Genomic DNA, 24,750 nt, shown 5'->3' with positions numbered 1-24,750 from the left:
ATAAAAAATTGTACCCCGATCTTTGATAACGCATTATGCAAAACGATCGAAACTTCGACGATCTGGTCGAACATTTTACAGAAAAAATATATGGTAATCGTAAAGGTGAATTGCGACAAAAAGTCATTTGGCGCGATTTGTTAGAACAGTTGCCACTCAATGAAGCAAATAAATCGTTAAATATTTTGGACGTCGGTGCAGGCCTTGGTCAGTTTTGTGTTCGTCTCGCAGAACTTGGCCATCGGGTTTCCTACAACGATATCTCCGAAAAAATGATGCAACAAGCACAAACCTTAGCAATTGAACGTTTGTTAAATTTTGAGTCTATCACCTGGCATCATTTACCCTGGCAAACATTTTTCGCCGAATGTGAGCAGCAATTTGATTTAATACTTTGCCATGCTGTATTGGAATGGGTAGAACAACCGCACGCGTTGCTACAATCAATGGTGAAACATTTAAAACCTGACGGTTGGTTGTCGCTGTGTTTTTACAATCCGGCCGGTCGTGATTTTCGCAATCTGATCATGGGTAATTTTAAGTTATTACAAACAACAGCCGGTTACCGATCCGACAAAGGCAGTCTTACTCCGAACCATCCCTGCTCGTTGCAACAAGTTGAAAAATGGCTGAGTCATTTAGAGCTAACCAGTAGAAAGCTTTCCGGCATTCGTGTGTTTAGCGATTATATTACGTCCCCGCGAGGTGGTTTGCAGTTTCCGGAACAGGTTGAAGCTATGGAGTTAAAGTATTCCGAATGCGAACCTTTTAAACGAATCGGTCGATATTTGCATATTTTGGCCAAGCGAGAGCATGAATAATACGAGAGGTTGCATGATCATTCCCTGGCAAGAATTAGAAACCGAAACGTTAAATACTGTGATCAAAGAGTATGTACTGTCACAATTGGAAGATTATCAGATGGAAGCAACGCAATTGGAGCGCTGGATCGAGCAAGTCAGAGAAAAGCTTCGCACCGAAGAAGCGGTCATTGAATGGAGCGAAGCGAATGAATCGGTAACTATTGTAGAGCGCAAAAAATACAAATAAAGTATCAAAAAATAATCAATATTGTTGTTGACTACTGAACAAGTAAAATCGCTACATTTTTTGTTCGGATGATAAACAATATTGCTAGTAACAATCGTACCGATCAGAGTGAGTTCTAACTTCAATGGTCACTTTTTAACTCGGTCATTTTTGTTGGTGTAAATCCAGCGTCAAAAATGGCTTGTTTTATTGGTTCTAAATTTGTTGATTCGTTCTGAATATCAAGTCGAATCTTTTTATTGTTTAAGTTGATTTCGATCTTCTTGACTGAAGAAAGAGACTTCAATTTGCGTTCCAGTGAATCAACGCAGAAGGCACAAGTCATACCATGAATTTCCACTTCATATATTTTGGCGAATACAGGCTGAAAAGCGAGTAAAGAAATAATTAATAGTTTCGATTTCATTTAAATACCTCCTAAGATTTGCCAGAGCGGTAGCATCAAGTAACTAAAGAAGAAACCAACACACCATATTCCGAGACTGATCCAGAATATCCATTGATTAACACGCCTTGATTTTTGGCAAAGTGTGTTTAATTTTGGATCGGCCGGACAGGCTTGGTTCGGTCGCCAGATCATCCAGGCTAAAAATACTAACAGTAACGCGGAAAGAATTAATATTGAGAACTTGTGCTCTGCCAGAAATAAAAAGCCTGGAAGGTAGTAGCTCAGATTGGCAAATGCTGCGCCAAATCCAAGCGATACCATGACAACAGGTAAGGCACAGCACAACAAAGTGCTGCTGGTAATAAGCAGTGTGAACCACCGCAGCCAGGTTTTATCAGCATGATTAGTGGTCATTACAGCAGCCTCCTTTGAAAGTAGTGTTTTTTTGAAGCTGGATGGGAGGGCAAGGTACTGAGCCATAGGAACAAAAAACGCAACAATCACCCGGTTTAGGACTGAGTAATGTATGGCAACCGGCGCATTCCCAATACCACTGACAAGCGTTGCTCGGCATAGCAAGTTCCTCTTGATACCCGCATTTCGGGCAGGTAAGTTGAGATTGTTCAATCCTATTTGTCATCAACTTTTCTTCGTTAAAACGTGTCTATATTTGTTAGTATAAAACCTATAGTTACTATAGGATCAAGGGAGAAGTCGAGATGAATTCGTGCCAATATTCAATAGGTCAGCTTGCTGAGCAAACTGGCTGTAAAGTCGAAACAGTACATTACTATGAGAAAACAGGGATAATGCCGGAACCGCAACGAACAGTAGGTGGGCATCGAGTTTACTCGCTAGCTCATGTTAAGCGGCTTAATTATATTCGTCGCAGTCGAGAACTCGGGTTTAGCATTGCGCAAATAAAGGAGCTTTTAAAATTTATCGATGAACCCAATCATTACTGCGGTGAAGTAAAAGCGATGGCAACTTCGCACGTCAATGAAATTCAAAGGAAGATAAATGATCTTGAGCGGCTTAAAGTGGCGTTGAACGGGATGGTGAGTCAGTGCAAAGACAATCGATATTCGATCGAAAACTGTCCAATTATTGATGCACTTTATGTTCAAAAGTAAAACAAGGATAGAAAGCGTTCACTATTGTTTTTAGATAACCTGCGGAAGATGCTTCTCGACTTTCACTTGACCTTGAACCCACTTCAGGGTTTACAATGTGCTTTCGTTTTATATTTTAACCATTTTTCATGCATTTGAGCTCTTCCAAATTTCAACACTGGATTATGCTGCTGGCAGCCTGGCTGCTAGTGCTTGGGCAGTGTTGCGGGCAATTTGCCTGGGCGGAAACTCATACTGAAATACCGGAAAAAAGTGGTCACAAGGTTTCTCAGTCTCATGCGTTGCATGCCGAAAGTGACAATCCCACGGAAAATGCGGGCCATCACTTAGAGACACAAGAGCATGATTGCTGTAAAAATAACGTTCAGCAATCCGCCGATGAACAAGGGTGTCAACAATGTGAAGTAACGACCATCGTGCCAAAGTCGGTTGATCATTCTTTTCATTGGCATGTTGTTTGGCATCTGGTAGAAGTACTTACCGATTCTCGCGTTAGTGAAACATCCCTTTTTGTACCCCCTTCTCTTAATTTAGAATATTCAAGTCCACCTCTTATTTTATTGTTCTGCTCGTTTCTGAATTAGAAATATCCTGAAAACATAATTGTGTTCGCCGTTCGCTTTGCGAATTAATCTCGTTGTTTTTCAGGTGTCTATCATGTTTTTACGAAAATTATTGGCAGTGTGTTTAGCTGCACTTTTTTCCACTGTCTTAAGAGCAAATAATGCTTTCGCAACGTTGGAAGAGGTTGTTCAAATAGCAATTCGTCAGTCTCCCGAACTGCAGCGGTTTCGTTGGCTCGAGCAACAAAGTGGAGCATTAGCTATTGCCAACTCAAGCGAGCCGGATCCCAGCCTATCGTTAATGATGATGAATTTACCCACGGACAGTTTTGACTTTGCGCAAGAGCCGATGACGCAGTTGCAACTGGGGTACAGCCAAGCTTTATCACGTGGTGATTCCGCGGAATTAACACGACGCAAACATCAACAAGATGGTCAACGATATCAGGCTATGCATGCATTCAGTCAAGCAAGAACGCGACTGGTGGTGAGTCAGTTGTGGCTTGATGTGTATCGTGCGCAACAAAGTGTTACCTTGATTGAATCAAATCGTTCGTTGTTTGAACATTTAGCGCGTGTAGTCGAAGCGAGTTATACCTCGGCGGTGGGAAAAACGCGACAAGGCGACTTGGTGCGTGCCCAGTTGGAATTAACGCGGCTCGATGATCGTTTGTTGCGACTCAATCAACAAAAGCAGACGCAGTTGCAGATTTTGAACCAGTGGTTAATCAGTGATAACAGCGAAGGCGCTGATGCGAAGTGGCTTACCGGTGTCGATCCTGAGTTACCCCAAATTAAAGTATTGCAACCGCAAAAGCTAAATAAGAATGCCGATTTATCGGTAACGGTTTTATCGCAGTTGCTGCTACAACACCCTGCTATTATTGCGCTGGATAAAAAACAAAATGCCGCGAAAACCGGTATTCAAATTGCGGAGCAAAACTACAAGCCACAATGGCGCTTGAGTGCGGCGTATGGGTATCGTGATGACGCACCTCAAGGCATGTCTCGCGCGGATTTTTTCTCAATTGGGGTTAGTTTTGATTTACCTATCTTTACCAGCAATCGCCAGGATAAACAGGTTGCTGCTGCAACGTATCTTGCGCAAGCGGTTAAAACAGAAAAAATCGAAATGCTGCGCAACATGATAGGGCAGTTGCAAGCTTTACATCAACAGTTGTCCAAACTGCAACAGCGAGAAGATTTGTACCGACAGCAATTGTTACCGCAAATGCACCAGCAAGCTGAGGCGGCATTGGCCGCGTACACTAACGATGATGGTGATTTTTCAGAAGTGGTACGCGCACGAATCGATCAATTGAATGCAGAATTAGACTTATTAAACGTAACCGTCGAGCAAGCCAAATTGTTCGCTGAATGGAATTACTATTTTGCGGAATCTTCAAATGATACGCACTCAAATGCGGAGCATGAATATGAGTAAATCAGTACTAATGTTATTTCTTGGTTTGGTGTTGGGTGCTGTTATTGGAGGTTACTTTTTTTCCTCACCCCAACCCATTTCGGATGCAGCAAAAAATGAAAACAAACCGCTTTATTGGGTGGCGCCTATGGATCCCAATTACCGGCGAGATAAGCCGGGAAAGTCGCCGATGGGAATGGATCTCATACCAGTTTACGAAGAGACTACTAACGATCAAGGCGGTCCCGGAACAATTGCTGTGGCTCCAAACGTAGTCAACAGTTTGGGGGTACGTACCGAGCGCGTAAAACGCCAACGATTACAACCTAATATTTCAACGGTCGGTTATGTTTCCTACGATGAAAATCATTTGATTCACATTCATCCGCGAGTGTCTGGCTGGATAGAAACCTTGTATGTCAAAGCAGAAGGTGATCCGGTAACGCAGGGGCAGGCTTTGTATCAGCTCTATTCACCGGAACTGGTTAACGCACAGGAAGAATTTTTATTGGCGCTGGAACGAGGACAAAGCAAACTGCTTACCGCTGCTCAATCACGGTTGAACGCATTACAGTTTCCAAAAAGTGTGATTGAACAACTCAAAACGTCACGTAAAGTACAAACCCGTGTCACCTTTTATTCACCTCAGTCGGGTGTGGTCGATAACCTGAATATTCGAGAAGGTTTTTTTGTGCAGCCGGGTACAACGTTAATGTCTATAGGGGATTTATCTCAAGTTTGGGTCGATGCTGAAATTTTTGAGAGGCAAGCCGCTCGTGTTCAGTTGGGTAATCCGGTAACCATGACTTTAGGATTCATGCCCGGTCGTCGTTGGGAAGGTAAAGTTGATTATATTTACCCGACATTGGATGCCAAAATGCGAACGGTGCGATTACGTTTGCGATTTGATAATTCAGACCGAGCACTAAAACCCAATATGTTTGCACAGGTGATGATTCATTCGCAGGTTGATCACGAGCGATTGTTAGTACCTCGTGAAGCGGTGATCCGAACCGGGCATCAAGATCGAGTGGTATTGGCGCTTGGAAACGGTCAGTTTAAATCGGTTGCGGTCTCCTTGGGCGTAAGTGATGAACAATATTTTGAAGTTCTTTCGGGAATTAAGGAAGACGATAGAGTCGTTACGTCTGCGCAGTTTTTAATTGATTCGGAATCCAGCAAGTCGTCTGACTTTAAGCGTATGCAAAAGCCAGACGAACAACCCGACTCGGTTTGGACGTCTGCGGAAATTCTTTATGTGAATCAAGAGCAACGAAAAATCAGAGCGTCGCATGACGCTATCGATGCGTGGAACTGGCCTGAAATGACGATGGACTTTTCCGTTGCGGAGTCCGTCGATATTTCCCGTCTAAAGGATGGGATTCGCTTACACATGGAAATCACGCGATTATCGGATAACACCTATCATGTTACGGACATACACATTATGTCAGACTCATCTGACAACACGGTGCAGTCTGCGACAACAACGGGATTGATCAATTCAATCAACACATCGTCTCGTATATTGAACATCAGTCGGGGGCCGATCGAAAAGTGGAATCGCCCCGCTGCGACTTTGGATTTTCGGGTGGATGAGTCATTGAACATGGCGTCGTTTGAAAATAAACAGAACATCCAATTTACTTTCGAAATTCGAAACGGTGAGTTTGTTTTGGTGGAATGGCGTGAAGCGATTGAGCAAGGAGTGCAACCATGATCGCTGCCATAATTCGATGGTCGATACGTAATCGTTTGTTTGTTGTTCTTGCAACTATTTTGTTAGTCGCCATTGGTGCTTATTCTTTAAAGCAAACACCAGTGGATGCTATTCCCGATTTATCGGATGTGCAGGTGATAATCAAAACCAGTTACCCCGGACAAGCGCCACAGGTGGTTCAGGATCAAGTAACTTACCCATTAACCACTGCCATGCTGTCGGTACCGGGCGCAATAACGGTTCGAGGATATTCCTTCTTTGGTGACTCCTACGTATACGTGATTTTTGACGACGATACCGACCTGTATTGGGCACGCAGTCGTGTGTTGGAGTATTTGAGTCAAGTTACGCCCAGTTTACCAGCAAATGCCAAACCTCAATTAGGGCCGGACGCGACCGGCGTGGGTTGGATTTATTTGTATGCATTAATTGATCGCACCGGTCAACACGATTTGAGTCAATTGCGCAGTATTCAAGATTGGTTTTTAAAATACGAGCTACAAACGGTACCTGGAGTTTCCGAAGTCACTGCTTTGGGCGGTATGGTTAAACAATACCAAGTGCGTGTCGATCCGGATAAGTTACGAGCGTTTGGTATGCCATTGGCGCATATTCAAATGGCGATTCAACGCGGTAATCAGGAAATTGGTGCGTCGGTAGTGGAAATGGCAGAAGCCGAATATATGGTGCGTGCCAGTGGGTATTTAAAAAACATCGAGGATATTAGCAATATACCACTTGGTACCAATCAGACAGGAACGCCTTTACTGTTAAAAGATGTGGCGGACATTAGCATTGGTCCTCAAATGCGACGAGGCATTGCTGAGCTTAATGGAGAAGGGGAAGTTGTCGGCGGAATTGTGGTGATGCGATTTGGTGAAAATGCGCAACAAACCATAGAAGGTGTCAAACGAAAGCTTGAGCAATTAAAAACGGGGTTACCCGAAGGTGTTGAAATCGTTACGGTTTATGATCGCAGTGATTTGATTGATCGTGCAGTGAAAAATCTGTGGGTGAAATTACTGGAAGAATTTGCGGTCGTTGCTTTGGTGTGCATGGTATTTTTATTTCATGTTCGGTCATCTTTGGTCGCGATTATTAGCTTACCAGTAGGCATTTTAACGGCGTTTATTGTGATGTATTGGCAAGGGCTTAACGCCAACATTATGTCGTTAGGTGGTATTGCGATTGCTATTGGTGCGATGATCGACGGCGCTATCGTGATGATCGAAAACATGCACAAACATATGGAAAAAACGCCGTTAACGAAAGAAAATCGTTGGCAAATTGTGACCACTTCTGCAACGGAAGTAGGACCAGCGCTGTTTTTCAGTTTATTAATTATTACCGTCAGTTTTGTGCCCGTGTTTACCTTAGAAGCGCAAGAAGGCCGTATGTTTTCACCGCTGGCTTTTACCAAAACGTATGCGATGGCTGCGGCAGCCGCTTTGGCGATTACGTTGGTTCCTGTTCTAATGGGTTACTTCATTCGCGGTAAAGTGATTGCTGAACATAAAAATCCGGTGAATCGCATGTTGGTTGCGGCCTATTTACCTGTTTTAAAAAAAGTGCTGCAGTTTCCTAAAACCACTTTGGTGATTGCTGCCGCGTTGTTGGCAACCTCTTGGTGGCCGATGCAAAAAATCGGCAGCGAATTTATTCCTGCATTGGATGAAGGCGATCTCATGTACATGCCGACAACATACCCGGGTATTTCTATTGGTAAAGCACGTGAATTATTACAGCAAACGGACAAACTGATTCGGACCATTCCGGAAGTCAAAAATGTGTTTGGCAAAGTCGGGCGAGCCGAAACGGCTACCGACCCTGCGCCGCTTACTATGATTGAAACCTTTATTCAATTGAAACCAAAAAAAGAATGGCGAGAAGGAGTTACCACCAATGATTTAATTAAAGAGATGGATAATTTGGTAAAGCTACCGGGCGTAACCAATGCTTGGGTAATGCCAATAAAAACACGTATCGATATGTTAGCGACAGGTATTAAAACGCCTGTAGGTATTAAAGTAGCGGGGCCGAATTTAAAGGAAATTCAAACAATTGGTCAGCAATTGGAATCGATACTCAAAGACGTACCCGGCACCGCTTCGGTATATTCTGAACGTGTTGCGGGTGGGCGGTATTTAAAAGTGGATATTGATCGTAAAAAAGCGGCTCGCTATGGTCTGAATATCGCCGATGTGCAACAAGTCGTGGCAACGGCCATTGGAGGAATGAATGTTACTCAAACGGTTGAGGGACTGGAGCGTTATCCAATAAACCTTCGATACCCACAAGATTTTCGAAGTTCTCCAGAAAAGTTGAACTTGTTGCCTGTTGTTACACCGTCCGGACAAAGAATTCCTTTGTCCGATGTGGCACACGTTTTTATTGAAGATGGTCCGCCAGGCATTAAAAGTGAAAATGCTCGTATTAACGGATGGACCTTTATCGATATTGAGGGGGTTGATGTTGGAAGTTATGTGTTACAAGCGCAACGAATCGTCAATGAAAAATTGCAGTTACCTCCCGGTTATTCGCTAAACTGGTCCGGTCAGTACGAATACATGTTGCGTGCAAAAGAAAAACTCAAACTCGTGGTGCCACTAACGCTTGCCATTATCATGGTGTTGTTATTTTTGAATTTTAAAAATATGGTTGAAGTACTCATTATAATGGGAACATTGCCACTCGCATTGGTTGGGAGTGTTTGGTTGATGTACTGGCAGAGCTTTAATTTTTCAATTGCCGTGGGTGTCGGTTTTATTGCGTTAGCGGGTGTGGCCGTCGAAATTGGCGTGATCATGTTGGTTTATTTAAATCAATCGTATCAACGTTTGTTATCGCAATCCGGTGAAGCCTCACTTGAACGGACTCAGGTTAAAACGGCAATTATCGAAGGTGCCGGTTTGCGAGTGCGACCCATTATGATGACAGCAGCCGCTATCATTGTTGGGTTGTTACCCATTTTATATGGTGGGGGAACCGGCTCCGAAGTGATGAGTCGTATTGCCGCTCCTATGGTAGGCGGAATGATCAGCTCAGTCTTATTAACATTGTTTATCTTGCCGGCGATTTATTTACTTTGGCGAATTCGTCCTATCCGTTGAGCTTTGTACATAACAAACCATTTAAATGATGAGTAAAAATATGGCCCTTTTTAAAAAATTATTTATTTTACTTTTTGTCGGATTCAACGCTTCTGTATGGGCGCATTCAAAGCTCATCGCAACAGAACCGGGTGAAGGGGCGGTTGTGCAACAAAGTCCGCAACACTTAATGCTCTCTTTTAGCCAGGCAGTGCGATTGGTTAAATTAACGTTGAGTCGTGAAGGTGAAAGCATTGACTTTAATTTTAAATCGCAATTGACATCGAAAACATCGTTTACATTTAATTTACCCAGTTTGAATGAGGGGAATTATCAGGTCGAGTGGGTGGTGATGAGTCGTGATGCTCATAAAATGAAAGGCACTTTTCATTTTTCATTTGTTCAGCCGCAGACAGACGAAAACTTACATCAATAACAGGAGCTTGTTTTGGCGTTTGATGCATGGGCATGGGCCTCGCTACTCAGTAAAGTGATGTTGTATTTATCCATGGGTATGGGTGTGGGTGGCGTGCTTATGAGCCAGATTTTGTCTGCTTTTAGCATGAACAGTAACCCCACGCTTCGACAAAAAGTGCAAAGATTTAGCATGTTGGGAATTTTTCTTGGGCTGCTGATATTGCCAATTTATTTTTTCGTGCGTGTAGGGGCCTTTGCAGAAAGCGGATGGACCGGCATGTGGGATTCCACCGTGATCGAGATGCTTTGGCATACTGGCGTATCAACGATGCTATTGCTGCGTTTGGTTGGATTCATAAGTTTACTCGTTGCAATCCTCTTAAGTTTAAAAAGCAGTAAGGTATGGATACTGCGCCTTAACTTAATGTTATGGTTATTCGCTTTACTTCTTTTGTCTCGTTCATTCAGCGAAGAGGGCCATTTAGCTCAAAGTTCAGAAGCCGTTAAGCTTTTGCTTAACGTGCACGTAAGCGTTGCGCTTTGTTGGCTTGGCACATTATGGCCATTGAAAGTGGCTTGTTACCACCTTTCGACGAATCAGCTTTATTCCTTAACGCACGCTTATGGTCGAGTCGCTGTCGTGGCGGTTGTGTTTCTGATGTTGGCGGGGATATTAATGGCCGTTGAATTGTTCGAACACTGGCAACAACTTTGGGAAACTGCGTATGGACTTTGGTTGCTCAGCAAATTATTGGCATTTTTGATCCTTTTAGGGATCGCTGCGTGGCATAAATTAGTACGTGTGCCATCGTTATTGCAAGTAAGCTCAGCCAATCATCATCGTATATTGCTCGCTGGGAGTATTGGTAAGGAGATGTGGGTTGGACTTATATTGCTATTCATTACTTCGGGGTTGACCAGCTGGGTAGGTCCTTCGCATTAAACAAGTACAATTCAAGGTTAATCAAAGGACATTAGCCCATGAGTGACACGTTACCGATTTTGTCGATACACGATTTAAGCGTCGCTTTAAGCATTGCGCTGATCGTTTTGTTTGTTTTATATAAATGGTCTGCCGATGTTAAAGAAGCCAGCTACGGACTCGTCCGGATGTTGGTGCAACTTATGATTGTAGGGTATTTTCTAGCATTTATTTTTAACGCTGAAAATGCCTCGATTGTACTGCTCGTATTGGTGGTCATGATTTCGGCTTCGAGTTGGATTTCTTTACGAACCGTAAAACAGCACCGAAAAGCATTACTCCTGAACTCAATATTCGCTATTACGGTGGGTGGGTGTTTTGTATTATACGTGATTACACAGTGGGTCTTAGATGTCTCTCCTTGGTATTCACCTCGTTATGTTGTTCCGCTTGCAGGAATGATCTTTGCGAACGCTATGAACAGCGTCAGCTTGTGTGCCGAGCGATTACTATCGGAATTTGAGCAAAGTAACGATTTCGTGAAAGCGCGAACCATTGCTTATCGAGCTTCATTAATTCCTATTACCAATGCATTGTTTGCCGTGGGTTTAGTCTCCTTGCCAGGTATGATGACAGGACAAATTCTATCGGGTGTTTCGCCTTTAATCGCGGCGCGCTATCAAATCATGGTGATGTGCATGGTGTTTGCGGCGGCAGGAATTTCTTCTGCCCTTTTTCTTGTGTTGAGTGAGAAAAAGCTAGTGAATCGACGTACTGACAAAATACATTAGTATTCATGTCTATCTGAGATTTTTGTGTTATCTCAATTGTCGAATAATGGCGTGAACGTCAGTTAATTATAGTTTTTTGAGCTATGCTTTTGTAATTGAATTTTTTGTCATTTCATATCGAAATCAAGGCACCGCCTAATGAAATTGAAGTATCTGCTGATATTTGGGTTTGTTTTGCTTGGCGTTATTCCTTTAATTATTAGCTTGCACTACCTCAATGAATACACCAGTCAATTGTATCGCTCTCACATTGAAAGCAATTTGGCCACGCTTTCTCAAATTGCCAAACAACGTGTATTAATGGCGATTGAGCGCCTTAAAGACAATACATTACTCGTATCAAGCCGAACACAAATGCGTATGAGCTTAAAGAAATGGTTTGAAACAGGTGAGGAAGCTCACTTGAATACCGTGAAACGTATTCTATTGGATGCTGAAAACAGTTTATCGCGGGTAAAGGAAATTGCTTTGTACGATCTGGAAGGTCATCTCATTGTTTCGACATCGAAATCGTCTAAGAGCAAAACGATCAAAAAACCAGGTGCCCAATTGCCGTTTATCGAACTATCTGGAGACGCAGAGAGTACCTTTATTTCGAGTACTGATCGATTATTGCTTGAACACGAAAAGTTAGGGTACGTACGCGTTTCATTTTATGCTGACTTTGTTTCGGAGCTGGTGAAAGACAGGCACGGTCTTGGTCAAACAGGAGAATGGATGCTTGCCGTACGAGATAACTCCGGTGATGCGCTTTTTGCTGTGCCGCTTAAATATGATCATCAAGCTGCATTTAACCGGAAAGTGGGGAGCGATCGTATTGATGTACCAATCGTACAGGCTTTATTGGGTAATGAAATTTTAATGAGTCAGGCAGTCGATTACATAGACAAGCCCGTTCTTGCTTACACGCGGTATATTAAAGAGCTCGACTGGGGGTTGGTGGCCAAAATAAATGAATCCGAAGTGATTACTTTGATTCGTCAACAAATCAGCGTCATTTATTGGCTCGAATTTGTGATTGTTGTTTTGGCCGTATTGATTGGTATTGGTTTTTCTTTTTATATTTCAAAACCCATTGAGCAACTTAAAGTGCATGCGGAGTCAGTCAGTCAAGGTAACCTTAAGAGTTACTCCAATTCAAGGGGATGGCTCGAAGTGAAAGAATTGACGCATCACTTTAACGATATCGTACGCTCGTTGAAGGCATCCAATGACCGGTTGAATGAACAAGTTATAGAGCGCACCAAACAGCGCGATGAAGCAAAGAGGCAGCTCGATGCCATTGCATTAACCGACCACCTAACAGGGTTGTATAACCGGCGATATTTAAACGAAAGGCTTGAGCAGGAAATCAATCGAGCTAAGCGCTATGGGCATCCGCTCGCTTGCGTCATCATGGATGTTGATCACTTTAAGTCCATCAATGACAACTGGGGGCACGCGGTTGGCGATAACGTGCTGAAAAAAGCCGCACTTTTTTTAAAAGAAGTACTTCGAGAATCCGATATTTTAGCTCGAATAGGTGGTGAAGAGTTTTGTATTGTTTTACCCAATGCATCCGAAAGCACATCCGTGCAACTTTTAGAGCGTATTCGGCAACAATTAAATGAAATTGAGTTTAAAGCCGATAAGAATATGTTTCAAATTACGTGTAGCTTTGGTGTTTCCTACCTTAATGACTCAACCGATACGCTCAATCAATTATTGCAAAAAGCGGATGAAGCGCTTTACCGCGCCAAAGCATTAGGAAGGAATCGCGTTGTTCAATTCTCTGATTTTTCCGTTGTCGCCCAATTAAAAAATTTAAGCCAAAATAACCATTAATCGAATGGCCAACTGAAGTTGAAATACTGAAATTATCTTCGATAAACGCTCACCAATTCTTCAATAGAAGTAATTCCGAAAGTTCACTCGAAACCACTGCTTTTTATCGATTAAAAGCGTAGTAAGTGCCTCTCGATGAGCTATACTTGCCAAATAACTCATTGATAGTTGAACAGTTTACTTGTTAATCTCGCTGTGAGAATGGTTGGCTGTTAATGTAGAGGAAAACGCTGCTCGATATGAAAGCGAAAAGTCTTTGGATCAGTTCTGGTATCGGTTTGGTTTTGATCGGTATGACGATTGTCGTTTGGTATGGGTTGGAATCCAGAACGCAAGAACTGGCAAATCAAAAATTACGTTTATTAAAAGGACAGCTGCAGTCGTCTTTCCAGTTGCATTGGGCAATGCACATTACGGCGCTGCAACGGATGAAAAGTCGCTGGCAAGTAAATCAAGGATTGAGTGAGCCCAGTTGGCGTATAGATGCACAATCGTATATTGAACAGTTTAAGGCATTGCGTGCGCTTGCCATTGTTGATGACACCAACAAATTACAATGGCTAGAGCCGCAAAATCGATACTTTATGATTTTTGAGCGGCCTGGCATTTTTAAATTCGATGGTGAACTCAAAAGTCAACAGAACGGTGAGACACTTGTGACAGATGTGTTGGTGAGTCGAACCACCACCATGCTCGAGCAGGAAGATGCGTTTTTGGTAAAAATACCTATGGAGTGGCGTAATGCTAAGGGAGTAATTCAACGCAAATATTTAATGGCGTTATTCAGTGCCGATGCTTTATTAGAGCCGGAAACGCAATTTTTCCGTGATCATGCGTTTGCGCTAACGGTGAATGATGGCGACAAACTCATTTTTCAACTTGGCCAACTTTTAAATAAAAATAAAGTCGTCAGCTTTCCCGTATCGGTGGGTAATGTGAAGTGGTCCGGTCAACTGTCTTACAGCGCGCAGTCGTATCAGGATTTCGGTTACAGCAGAAATTACGCTGTTTTACTAGGCGGATTGGCGATTAGTTTAGCGATTTCCATTTTGTTTTATTCTTGGGCTCGCGGCGTTACGCAAGCAGAGCAGTTGCGTAGGCAAATTAACAGCAAGCAAAAAATCACCCATGAATTGGTGGAAGCGCGTCGTCGTTTAGAGCTGGCGACGGACGCTTCAGGGTTGGGCATTTGGGAGTGGGAGCTGGGTAACGACAATTTGGTTTGGGATGAATCCATGCACGCCATATACGAGACGCCAGAATTGGAACGAGGCAAAGGCCTTTTATATGCCATCTGGCGCGAAAGAGTTCATCCGGACGATGTGGTTGAAACGGAAGCCTCAATACAAAAAGCGTTGCGAGAAAAGTGCAACTGGAGCCATGAGTTTCGCTTGTTAATGCCCGATGGACGGATTAAGCACATTAAGGCCGCAGCCTGTTACGTGTATAACGAAAAAGGTGACGTATTGCGCATGATTGGTAGTAACCGAGAGGTTTCGGACGAAAGAAAGCTTATGGCGCATCTGCAAGAGTTAAAAATTGAAGCCGACCGGGCCAATCAGGCCAAAAGTGAATTTCTCGCCAACATGAGTCATGAAATTCGTACACCAATGAACGGTGTGATCGGTATTGCCGAATTATTGGGGCAAACCGAATTGGACAGCAAGCAACAGGAATACTTAAAACTGATACAAACCTCGGCTGAATCTTTGTTAAATATTCTGAATGATATTTTGGATATCTCGAAAATAGAAGCGGGTCAAATGGAGCTGGAGCTGGTGGTGTTTTCACTGGATCAACACATTGGCGATATTTTGAAAAGTTTTGCTCCCCGAGTACACGCTAGCCGAGTTGAACTCAACACTTATATATCGCCTAATGTTCCGCAATGGGTGGAAGCCGATCCGGTAAGGCTGGGACAAATTCTGTTTAACTTGGTCGGCAATGCGGTGAAGTTCACCAATAAAGGCACCATTTCGGTGGAGGTTCATGCTGAAGAGTTAAAGCAAAGTCTTCCAGGCGAACCATTCAAATTGTGTATTCATGTAAACGACAGTGGCATTGGCATATCCAAAGAAAAGCTGGCTCACATTTTTGAGCCCTTTCAGCAGGCTGACACATCCACCACACGACAATACGGTGGGACCGGTCTTGGTTTAACCATCGTGCGGCAATTGGTGGAGATCATGCGAGGTGAGATTCAGATTGAAAGCGAGCCCGACATTGGCACGCGCATTCATCTTAAAATTCCAGTTAAGGTCGGCCGTGCTGAACAAGAAGAGATGCAGTCATTAACGCCTTGGTACACCGACCCGGAAAGACTCCACCAACTGGATTGCTTAGTAGTGGACGATAACGAAATTAATCAACGTTGGTTGAAAGATATGTTGCAAGCGTGGGGTATTAATGTTTCAGTCGCGGCTTCGGCTGAGGCAGGCATAGAGTTGATTCGTGAGGCGGAAAAAAAGCAACAAGGGTTTGATGTAATACTGGTCGATAAGCACATGCCGAAAGTGAATGGCTTTCAAATGATTGAGCGGCTCAGTGAAAACAATATCAGCAAGCCGAAAGTCATTATTATGTTGTCGTCGGCCTATACCAGCGACGACACCCGAGTTATCGATGAGTTGAACATAAATGGTTATTTAGTTAAGCCGGTAAAACAATCGGAAGTTTTTAATTCGTTAGTATCGACTTTGCAACTTTTGCCAGAGACTCAAGTGTTTCAGCCGGAAGACAAACTCGTGTCGGATCAGAAAAAGCTTCATGTACTGGTCGCGGAAGATAATCCAGTAAATCAGCGATTGATATTGGATTTGCTGGAACAACGTGGTCATCGAGTGGAGCTGGTGGATAATGGTAAAGATGCGGTTTATTTTTGTCGGGATACCCACTACGATGCCATTTTTATGGACGTACAAATGCCACAAATGGATGGTCTGGAAGCTACACGACGCATTCGAAAGCTTGAAAAAGGCACGGATAAACACACGCGCATCATCGGACTTACCGCACATGCATTAACGGGCGACAAGGAAGTTTGTTTAAAAGCTGGAATGGACTATTATTTGAGTAAACCCATTAACTCACGTTTGTTACTGCAAACGTTGGAAAACCATAAAGCCGAAAATACGTCTATTGAACAAACACAGTCTATTAAACAAGAGCTTGAACAAAAGTCTACATCCAATCAGGCATTACAGTCGAATGAGATTAGGGTTAACTATTCTCCAATCATGACGTCGCATACTGAAAGCGAAGCCGTCAAGTCATTCAATTTTGATTATTTCAGTGAACAACGAGCGCTTCAAGTGTCGGACAATAATGTTGGATTGATTGTTCAATTATGTGATATGACGTTGCAATTGTTGCCCCAAGAAATACTCTCGGTGGACGACGCCATAGAGCAAAGAAACTTTTCGCAATTGAATAAAACACTGCACAAAGCCAAAGGTATGGTCGCAAATCTGTGCACGTCGGAATTGGTTCAACGTTTTGAAGAGGCCGAAAGTTACGCGAAAGAAGAAAATGAAAGCCAATTTCAACCGCATTGGCAGTCATTGAAAAACCGTCTGCAACAATTTCAACTTGAGTTAACTGATTATGCAAAACAACACAGAGATAATAGCACCAGCCTCCATGAAAGTGCTAATAGCTGAAGACGATTTGGTCACTCAGTTAGCACTGAGAGAAACGCTGAAACGCTGGGGCTACGAAGTGTTGAATGTGGAAGACGGCTTGCAGGCGATGGATTTGGTTGAGCAACATCAAGATTTACAGCTGCTTATTATTGACTGGATGATGCCTTGGCTAAATGGTGTGGAGTTTTGTAAAAAGTTGAGAGCGCAGCAAAATCGTTTTTTCTATGTAATTATGGTGACCAGCCGTAAAGGAACGGATTATCTGGTGGAAGCGATGGATGCCGGAGTGGATGATTTTATTACCAAGCCCTTTGTTCCTGAAGAGCTGCGCGTTCGTATTCGCGTTGGACGGCGAATCATTGAACAAGAGCGACGTTTAACCACTTACGCACAAAACGACGAGCTGATGAATATATGGAATCGGCGCATGATTTTGGAGTTTTATAATAATGAATGGCGTCGAGCGCAGCGTGAAAATACGCATCTATCGATTTTGGTACTGGATTTAGACAACTTTAAGCGTGTCAATGACGATTATGGTCACCAAATTGGTGACGACGCGCTTCGACATTTTGCTACTGTGGTTCAGCAAGAATTACGACAGTACGACTATCTTGGTCGCTATGGCGGCGAAGAATTATTAGCGGTACTGCCTTCTGCGGATGAAGCCAGCGCTGTTCAAGTCGCTGAGCGAATTCGAAAAGCAGTAGAAGATACCTCACTCCAGTTAGCGGATGATTTACGCTTGCCGTTAACCGTGAGTATTGGCCTTACCATGCGCGAAGGCTCAGACAGCTCTCCTGAGTTTACTTTTGTTCGAGCCGATCAGGCATTGTATCAGGCGAAAGAGCAAGGGCGTAATTGCGTGGTATTGGGTTAACTGTACTGTTTTTTATAAATGCAAAAATAACTGGCGGTAAAATACGAATAGTTCCTTTTTCATTGTTTTCCATAACTCTAATGACTCGGGTTGATCCATTGTCTGTAAAAATTCGGACTTTTCTAAACTGCGTAGGTGGTCCATCAACTCCGGTGATGCAATAGAATCAATACATTCGTTTAATCGAGTCAGATTTTGCTTGAACGCTTCTGGATTATCTTCCTGAAAGTGTTTGTAAAGCAGCGCAATACAAAGCGCAATTTCTTCGAGTTTTTCTTTAAGCGAGGCAAGGGAAATGTGTTTGTCGGTAAACTTAAGGTGAACGATATGGGATTCGTCGGAAGCTTCTTTTTCCGGTGACGCTTTATTGGATGGCACGATGTTGATATTTTGTGTTTTACATTGAGTCGACCAATGCGCGAGTTTTTGTTGCAGAACATGGGTTTGGATCGGTTTGCTGAGGTAATCGTCCATACCCGCTTCCAAGCAATTTTTTTCGTCTTCCTTAAAGGCGCGCGCGGTGACACCAATAATAAAAAGGGTTGTGTTCGTGACTTCGGTATACGATTTGATAAACGCAGTTGCCAGTAAACCATCGAGCAGAGGCATTTCAACATCCATCAGAATGATTGGATAGCGATGTGTTAGCGCTGCTTCTATGACCATAATGCCGTTTTCGACACTATGGCAGGGATACCCCAGTCGTTTTAGTAAACCTTCAACAATGAGTTGATTGACTTTATTGTCTTCGGCTACCAGTACGGGGTACTCCTGAGTAGTGGCAGTGGATTTTGCGCCTCCCATGGATTTTGCTGTTTGCTTGTACAGCGTTTCGTTAATGGCATCGTACATTTCCGAGCGTTTAATGGGTTTCATTAAATATTTATGAATACCCATTTGTTGTGCTTTTTTTACGTCGCCAGAATCTTGCGCAGAAGACAACATGATGATCGACTCGGGCAGTTTAACGGATTGTTTTTGGGCTTCGTGAATAAAATCGTACCCACTTTTGCCTGGCATTTGTTTGTCCAGAATTAAAATATCGTAGTGTCTCGACTGCCTTTGTACTTGCTTTAAAATATGAATGCCTTCGTCAACAGAGTCAGCAGTTTGCGCTTTTGCACCCCACGACATTGCAATATCAACCAGCCACAAGCGGTTAATGTTGTTGTCATCAACAATCAAAATGTGTTTACTACCGATAAAATCACCAGAAATGGTCATTGCTGATTCGAGCGCTTGTTCGTTCGCTTCTGCGACAGCAAACGTCAGTTTGAGCGTAAACTCGGAACCTTTATTTATTGTACTGTTTACCGCAATGTCGCCCCCTAACAGCTTGACCAATCTGGCGACAATGTTTAACCCCAAACCCGAGCCTCCAAATTCACGAGTGGTACTGCTCTCGGCTTGCGTAAAATAATCGAAAATCGATTCCTGTTTATCCGCTGGAATACCAATACCTGTGTCGCCCACTTTTATTTTTAATTGTACAGCGTCTCCTGGAGAGAACTTATGAGGCGCCTTTTCGTCGATATCAGCGGTTACCCACACCTGCCCTTTGCGAGTAAACTTTAATGCGTTGCCCAGTAAGTTGTACATAATTTGTGAAAACTTGACCACATCACCCTTCAACCAGGCCGGCACTAAATTGGATACACGATAATGCAACTCTAATCCTTTATTGTAAGCGGTTGGTGCAAAACCTTTCACAATATCGCCCAGTTTGTCTTCGAAATTAAAGTCCGTACTTTCCACTTCCAGTTTGCCGGCTTCAATTTTCGAAAGATCCAATATGGCATTTAAAATATTCAATAAAGAATGTGCGCTGTTGTCAATTAGCGTTACGTACTTTTGCTGTTTCTCATCGAGAGTTGTATCTTGCAGCAGTTCAATCACACCGATTACACCGTTCATGGGCGTGCGTATTTCGTGGCTCATATTAGCTAAAAAGCGACTTTTAGCGACGTTGGCATCATTGGCTTTGGTTTGCGCTTCTTTGAGATCTTTTGTTCGGTCATCGACTTGTTGTTCCAGGTTGTCATTGATTTCTTTTATGTGATCGAGCAATTGGTTAAACGCAGCTCCGAGTTCACCAAATTCATTGTCCGGTAATTTGTTTATTCGCGCGGATAGGTGGTTCGCTTTTATTTTTCGAATGCTGTTGACCAAGTTGGCAATGGGAACCGAATATTTATTGGCGGTGAGTAAGGCAACGATCACGGAAATTGCGGTAAGCAACATTAAAATTAACGAGTAGAAAAAAAGCTCTTCTTTTAACGGCGCTACGATTTCCGAGTGATCTTTTTTGGTGACAATTCCCCAGTTGAGTTCCGGAATATGTGAAGCGATGGCCACAACCGGTACACCTCGATAGTCTTTTAAGTGACGGATGACTTTAGGGTTACTGTTTTCAAAAGCCTGTGTCATCGGATAGCGATTTTCGGCAATGGTTACGTGCGGCTCGAGTGCTGAATTACTAGTGAACCTTAAGTTGTGTAAAAATATAATGTCACCGTGTTCGGTTCGCCGGGCCAGCTGTGTCTCTCCGGTCAACCCCATGCCCTGATATTCATTAAAGATATTCAAAAATACATCGGCGCTGATGTAAACCATCAGATACCCGAGTAATCGTTCGTCCAAAATCAAGGGCAGCTTTAATCGAAGTTCCAGTTCACCGCTCGAATCTTTGTGTATAAGGTAATGAGCCGCATTTAACATTTGATTGGTATTGGGGGCGGCTTGTTGGCTTTCATTGCGACTGGCGGAAGCGATAACACTGTAACTGGTGTTGAAAAGTGAGGCGGTTTTAAAACCGTCAACCGACCAAATTGAATCGGATAAAATTTTATTCAGCAGGTTTTTTTCATTTTTATTCAGTTGACGCACTAAACTGTCACTGACCAAAAGGCGCAGCTTCGTGCGGCTCGCAATTAAGGCCACTTTATCCTGGTAATGTTTGATCAGTTCTTTCAAGCGATGGGTTTGAATTTTGTGTAACGCCTGTAATTGTTCGATGGCGGCTTGCTCAATATGATGAGAGACTCGCCAGTAGGTTATGATGCCAAATAAGGTGACTGGCACTAACGATAGCAAGAGGTAGGAGATAAGAATGCTTCGCTTTAAAGGCATAGGTCTTTTTTCTATGGCCGTTTCAGGCTTTATTTTCGATTCATTAATATAGTAGTTGAGGATCAGGGAGAATTCACTTTTCAGCGCTAAAACCGAAGGATTCCACCTAAACTTAAGGCGTAGTTATCTTTTCCGGTTATAGGGGTAATTTGTCCGTCATGACCCACGCCAATCACCGCACCATCGCCCTGGTTTTGATTCAACACCGTCGCAAATGTGATGTAACCGATGAATTTTTCCGAAAATGATTTATCGACACCTACCGAGATTAAGCGGAAACCGGTTTGAGTACTGTTGGATAGCGAGTCCGCGTAATAAAAAGCCGTTTTGTAGGTGACTGTTTCGTCACGCAGTGACCAGCCAATGCCTACAAGGTCTCTGTTAGTATTGGTAAATGCAATATTTTTGGCGGACTCAAAAAAACCGGTCAAACGATGATTGCGTTGCGAGTAATTGACGACCGCTCGCAAGGCTCTAGCATCTGGGCCATTAAGTGCATTACCACTTTTTTCTTCCACGGCGATACCTAACATCAAGGCTGATTTTTGATATTTTAAACTGCTGGAGAACACTTGGTTTCGATTATCGTCGATGCGATTGTTTGCGTTATCAAAGTTGGCATCGGTCACATAAGCAATGTCCCATGTCCAATCGGAGGAAAAGGTTTTTCGATAGGTGATGCTGTTGTCGTAACGAGCGTCGTAGCCATTAATAGCGGTCACTGCGCGGTTTTCACCCACTTGCGAACTGAAAAAAAGATCGGCGCGTCTGCCCAGTCGTTTGGTTGGCATATCGTAACGACCGATAATGAGGAGACCATAGTTGCCTTTGATTCCCAAGTAATGATTCCGTCGTGCGAGGTTTTTTCCTGCACCATCGCTGACACCTAAGTGCCACTCTAACTTAAAAAAGGTTTCCAATTTAGGTGCGAGGAAGTGTGAGCCGTCCAGCCCTATTCGGGAGGAGTTGCTTGATACCGCAATATTGCTTTCGTTGCCATCGTCAACTTGCTCGACGGATATGTGAATCAGTCCGTAAGGTGTTAACTCCGTTGCGTTTAAAAAGAGCGTGTTTATGAGTAACAAAAGCGGTAGTGATCGGCGCGTCATCAGTGTTTTTGAATGTGTTTTAAAACAGATTGATTAAGCGTAGTCGATAAATCCGGTGTTTTGTGGTTATATCTGTTTGGATTATTGTGGCAGTGTTCAATTAACTTCAATAAAGAACCCAAAAGTCGCTACGTTATTTCCAGGCGACGAGGTTAAGCACGAGGACACATAAACAGGTATTTTTAAATCGGATTAAATTAAAAAATGAAAAAGATGGGATTCGCTGCGCTGCACCCATCTTACAAAAAAGTGCGTAGATTTTATAGGATGGGTGTTAGCTCATCTTTTAACATTAAGAATGATTACTGATACTCCCACTCTTCATTCACTCCTGAAATCGCGCGATACGCATGAACACCCACGTGCCAAGTGCCGGCCGCCGGATTATTGATCACGCAAGATTCATTATTGCTATAACTCCACGAACGACAATCGAAGTTACTGGTACTTGGTGCGGTACCATGATTCAAATACAAGTCGGCATCGCCAGAGCCGCCGCTAGTCGTAACCGTAAGTTGAGCGGTTCCAGCCGGCACTTCAATGGTATGACGGAACCAACTTTTTGAACTCAAGGTAATGTTAAGATTACTGCCACTGTCGCCACTGCCACCGGTTTGATAACTGCCGACCAGAGAAACGCCTGAATAACTGTTGTAAGCGCGCACCATGACATAATAAATGCCGGTTTGCGCATTAAACTGGCAGGTTTCGTTATTGCCACTGGTATAAGGTCGGCAGTCGTAGTTGCTGGTGGTGGGTTTGGCGCCAAAACGTACGTAAAGATCAGCGTCGCCGCTGCCGCCCGACATAGTGAACGTCACTTGGCTCGCTTCTGCTGGAACCTGCAAATAAAACTCCTGAATGTCTCCTGTGGTACCGGATAAATTATTCACTGGAACGCCATTGGTGAGCTCGCCATCATTCACATCGCCAACGGTTACGGTATGAGTGACTGAGTCGAATCGATTGTCATTATCGGTAACGGTTAACGTAACGGTGTAATTGCCAGACGATGAATAGCTGTGCGAAGGTGAAACACCAGAGCCGTTATTGCCATCGCCAAAACTCCAAGTGTAGCTGACGATGTTGCCATCGTTATCGGTCGAACCTGAGCCATCGAAGTTGCAATTTAATTGATCGCATTGCCAACTGAAGGCGGCGTTTGGATCTTGCCCGCCTCCGCCATTGGTGGCTTCCATTCCATCGATTGCTAATTGCCCGGTATTTGCGGCATCGAGCCAATTGCTGGCGCGTGTACTGTTGGTACCTCCGCCATTCCAGTTGGCGGCCATGGCACCATACCAGTCTGAGGAATTGTTACCGCAAGCTGCTCCACCACCTGTTAACTGACCGATGACGCGCTTATTGTTGTCATACAATGGTGAACCCGAAGAGCCAGGTTCGGTGGTTCCGAGATCCCAATCGATCACTCGTACATGCGTACCGTTTGGATTCGGCGAGTTGCTGTATTGGTCGGTACGTACAACGTTGTCGTTCTCGAAACTGATGCGTTTTTCATCCACGTTGGGGTGGTGGATTCCCACTGCGGTAGTGTTGAGTGTTGGGTTGGCGTTCCAGCCGGAAAGGAAAACCTGATGTTCGGGATTAAAGGGGTCATCCAACTCAACTAAAGTAAAGTCGGAGTTGCCGTAGCCAGCGCGAAAGGTAGCTCCGGTGTTAAAGTCGTTGAGGCTGCCATCGCCTGCACCACCACTGTCACCACTGCCCGGTGTGCGGCAATAACTGTTTTCGTAGTTCCAGTAAGTGACCAGTGAGGCAGCATTGCCGGAATTTACGCCGCAATGATCCGCGGTGAGAAAAAATCCTCGGCCATCATTCGCCGTATTGTTGAGTGCACTCCCAGTACAAAACAAACTGCCTCCGGTACTGATCGCGGCAACCGAACGAATTTGTTGTCGCCAGTCGTCACCTTCCGGGCACACCACATCCACGTTGCAGGAACCAGACTCTATGGTAATGGCGTCGAACACCTGACGCATCGATGCGCCCAAGTAGCCATGATTGACGCGCGTTAATTTTAGACGCAAAAAGTGGCGTTTGTTGGTCGGAACATTCACTTCCAGTACGGCCGTATCTCCGGGGAGCATGGGGGTCCAGAGTTGGCCGTGATCGTCATTGTCTTTGGCGGTAAAGGCTCGTAATTTGTGTTCACCGTTTGGCGTGTAGATGAAAAGCGCACCGCCAGCCGGCATATAAAATTCGGTAAACCCAAGGTTAAGCGATAACGCACCGGGTGATTGCACGGTCATGCGCCAAACTGACATGCGCTCACTGTGGGAAACCGATCGAACTTGTTGCCATCCGGATTGGGGTGACACATCAACCGTAACCGGCTCGGCGTATTGTAATACCGGAGTGGTGGTTTGAGTGCGCGCTTGAGCATCACGACTACGTAATTGCTCATTATTTAAAGTTGGCAAAACCATCTGTTGTGGCTCAGCAAGGCGTACAGACGCTTCTTGTGAAAGTGGAGAAATATTTTCTGCATGAGTTGCTGTGGAAAGCGAGAGAAACGCCATTAAAAACAGAGTGGCGAGGTTTTTTCTATTGTAATTCATGTTATGAACCTTTTGGTGATGGCGTACCATTGACCAAACGCTCAACAACTTTCAAATCAAGATCCAGTGACTGCTCTGAGTGTAACCGGCAC

At 43.9% G+C, this 24,750-nt stretch carries 19 protein-coding genes; 13 read left to right on the top strand and 6 right to left on the bottom strand.

The window, feature by feature from the left end; translation table 11 throughout:
• The first annotated feature begins 35 nt into the window (after window positions 1–35).
• Both ACTUJY_RS00345 and ACTUJY_RS00340 read left to right on the top strand, forming a co-directional pair.
• Window positions 36–821 (top strand): methyltransferase domain-containing protein, encoded by a 786-nt coding sequence (locus tag ACTUJY_RS00345; protein WP_463614041.1) that lies wholly within the window; start codon window positions 36–38, stop codon window positions 819–821.
• A complete protein-coding gene (locus tag ACTUJY_RS00340) occupies window positions 814–1,050 on the top strand; it encodes a YheU family protein (protein ID WP_463614040.1) in 237 nt (78 codons plus the stop codon). The genes ACTUJY_RS00345 and ACTUJY_RS00340 overlap by 8 nt, the downstream gene beginning before the upstream one ends.
• 121 nt (window positions 1,051–1,171) lie before the next feature.
• Here the strand turns inward: ACTUJY_RS00340 and ACTUJY_RS00335 are convergent, their stop codons facing one another.
• Genes ACTUJY_RS00335 through ACTUJY_RS00325 form a run of 3 tightly spaced genes read right to left on the bottom strand, consistent with a single transcriptional unit; the run spans window position 1,172 to window position 2,078 of the window.
• Entirely contained in the window at window positions 1,172–1,456 is a 285-nt protein-coding gene (locus ACTUJY_RS00335) for a heavy-metal-associated domain-containing protein (RefSeq protein ID WP_463614039.1), read from the bottom strand.
• On the bottom strand, window positions 1,457–1,852 hold the full coding sequence (locus tag ACTUJY_RS00330) for a hypothetical protein (protein WP_463614038.1): 396 nt from the start codon (window positions 1,850–1,852) through the stop codon (window positions 1,457–1,459).
• Complete coding sequence (locus ACTUJY_RS00325) at window positions 1,842–2,078, bottom strand: GDCCVxC domain-containing (seleno)protein (RefSeq protein WP_463614037.1); 237 nt, start codon at window positions 2,076–2,078, stop codon at window positions 1,842–1,844. The genes ACTUJY_RS00330 and ACTUJY_RS00325 overlap by 11 nt, the downstream gene beginning before the upstream one ends.
• A gap of 79 nt (window positions 2,079–2,157) precedes the next feature.
• Here ACTUJY_RS00325 and ACTUJY_RS00320 point away from each other — a divergent pair, with 79 nt between their 5' ends.
• The 11 genes from ACTUJY_RS00320 to ACTUJY_RS00270 all read left to right on the top strand — a co-directional run bounded on the left by ACTUJY_RS00320 (window position 2,158) and on the right by ACTUJY_RS00270 (window position 17,841).
• A complete protein-coding gene (locus tag ACTUJY_RS00320) occupies window positions 2,158–2,571 on the top strand; it encodes a MerR family transcriptional regulator (protein WP_463614036.1) in 414 nt (137 codons plus the stop codon).
• Between the two features lie 164 nt (window positions 2,572–2,735).
• On the top strand, window positions 2,736–3,155 hold the full coding sequence (locus ACTUJY_RS00315) for a hypothetical protein (protein WP_463614035.1): 420 nt from the start codon (window positions 2,736–2,738) through the stop codon (window positions 3,153–3,155).
• A gap of 73 nt (window positions 3,156–3,228) precedes the next feature.
• Entirely contained in the window at window positions 3,229–4,578 is a 1,350-nt protein-coding gene (locus ACTUJY_RS00310; protein WP_463614034.1) for a TolC family protein, read from the top strand.
• The gene (locus ACTUJY_RS00305) at window positions 4,571–6,277 is read left to right on the top strand and encodes an efflux RND transporter periplasmic adaptor subunit (protein ID WP_463614033.1); all 1,707 of its coding nucleotides are present in this window, start codon (window positions 4,571–4,573) and stop codon (window positions 6,275–6,277) included. Before ACTUJY_RS00310 ends, ACTUJY_RS00305 begins: the two co-directional genes overlap by 8 nt.
• Window positions 6,274–9,387, top strand: a complete 3,114-nt coding sequence (locus ACTUJY_RS00300) for an efflux RND transporter permease subunit (RefSeq protein WP_463614032.1) — start codon at window positions 6,274–6,276, stop codon at window positions 9,385–9,387. Before ACTUJY_RS00305 ends, ACTUJY_RS00300 begins: the two co-directional genes overlap by 4 nt.
• A gap of 40 nt (window positions 9,388–9,427) precedes the next feature.
• The gene (locus ACTUJY_RS00295; RefSeq protein WP_463614031.1) at window positions 9,428–9,802 is read left to right on the top strand and encodes a copper resistance CopC family protein; all 375 of its coding nucleotides are present in this window, start codon (window positions 9,428–9,430) and stop codon (window positions 9,800–9,802) included.
• Window positions 9,803–9,814: 12 nt separating this feature from the next.
• Window positions 9,815–10,726: a copper resistance D family protein gene (locus ACTUJY_RS00290; RefSeq protein WP_463614030.1), complete on the top strand. Its 912-nt coding sequence runs from the start codon at window positions 9,815–9,817 to the stop codon at window positions 10,724–10,726.
• Window positions 10,727–10,764: 38 nt separating this feature from the next.
• Window positions 10,765–11,496: an ABC transporter permease gene (locus ACTUJY_RS00285; protein ID WP_463614029.1), complete on the top strand. Its 732-nt coding sequence runs from the start codon at window positions 10,765–10,767 to the stop codon at window positions 11,494–11,496.
• Between the two features lie 138 nt (window positions 11,497–11,634).
• Window positions 11,635–13,320 carry a sensor domain-containing diguanylate cyclase gene (locus ACTUJY_RS00280; RefSeq protein WP_463614028.1) on the top strand — a complete coding sequence of 562 codons (1,686 nt, stop codon included), beginning with the start codon at window positions 11,635–11,637 and terminating at the stop codon, window positions 13,318–13,320.
• Between the two features lie 239 nt (window positions 13,321–13,559).
• The gene (locus ACTUJY_RS00275; RefSeq protein ID WP_463614027.1) at window positions 13,560–16,979 is read left to right on the top strand and encodes a response regulator; all 3,420 of its coding nucleotides are present in this window, start codon (window positions 13,560–13,562) and stop codon (window positions 16,977–16,979) included.
• On the top strand, window positions 16,960–17,841 hold the full coding sequence (locus ACTUJY_RS00270) for a GGDEF domain-containing response regulator (RefSeq protein ID WP_463614026.1): 882 nt from the start codon (window positions 16,960–16,962) through the stop codon (window positions 17,839–17,841). The genes ACTUJY_RS00275 and ACTUJY_RS00270 overlap by 20 nt, the downstream gene beginning before the upstream one ends.
• Before the next feature lie 12 nt (window positions 17,842–17,853).
• Here ACTUJY_RS00270 and ACTUJY_RS00265 read toward each other — a convergent pair whose 3' ends face one another.
• From ACTUJY_RS00265 to ACTUJY_RS00255, 3 genes are all read right to left on the bottom strand, one after another.
• Entirely contained in the window at window positions 17,854–20,970 is a 3,117-nt protein-coding gene (locus tag ACTUJY_RS00265; protein ID WP_463614025.1) for a response regulator, read from the bottom strand.
• An 86-nt stretch (window positions 20,971–21,056) separates the two neighbouring features.
• Complete coding sequence (locus ACTUJY_RS00260) at window positions 21,057–22,079, bottom strand: porin (protein ID WP_463614024.1); 1,023 nt, start codon at window positions 22,077–22,079, stop codon at window positions 21,057–21,059.
• 302 nt (window positions 22,080–22,381) lie between these two features.
• Window positions 22,382–24,658, bottom strand: a complete 2,277-nt coding sequence (locus ACTUJY_RS00255) for a pre-peptidase C-terminal domain-containing protein (RefSeq protein WP_463614023.1) — start codon at window positions 24,656–24,658, stop codon at window positions 22,382–22,384.
• Window positions 24,659–24,750: the final 92 nt, after the last annotated feature.

It is taken from the genome of Pleionea sp. WD8-19 (assembly GCF_055326765.1).
This window is presented reverse-complemented; position numbering and strand designations above follow the sequence as displayed.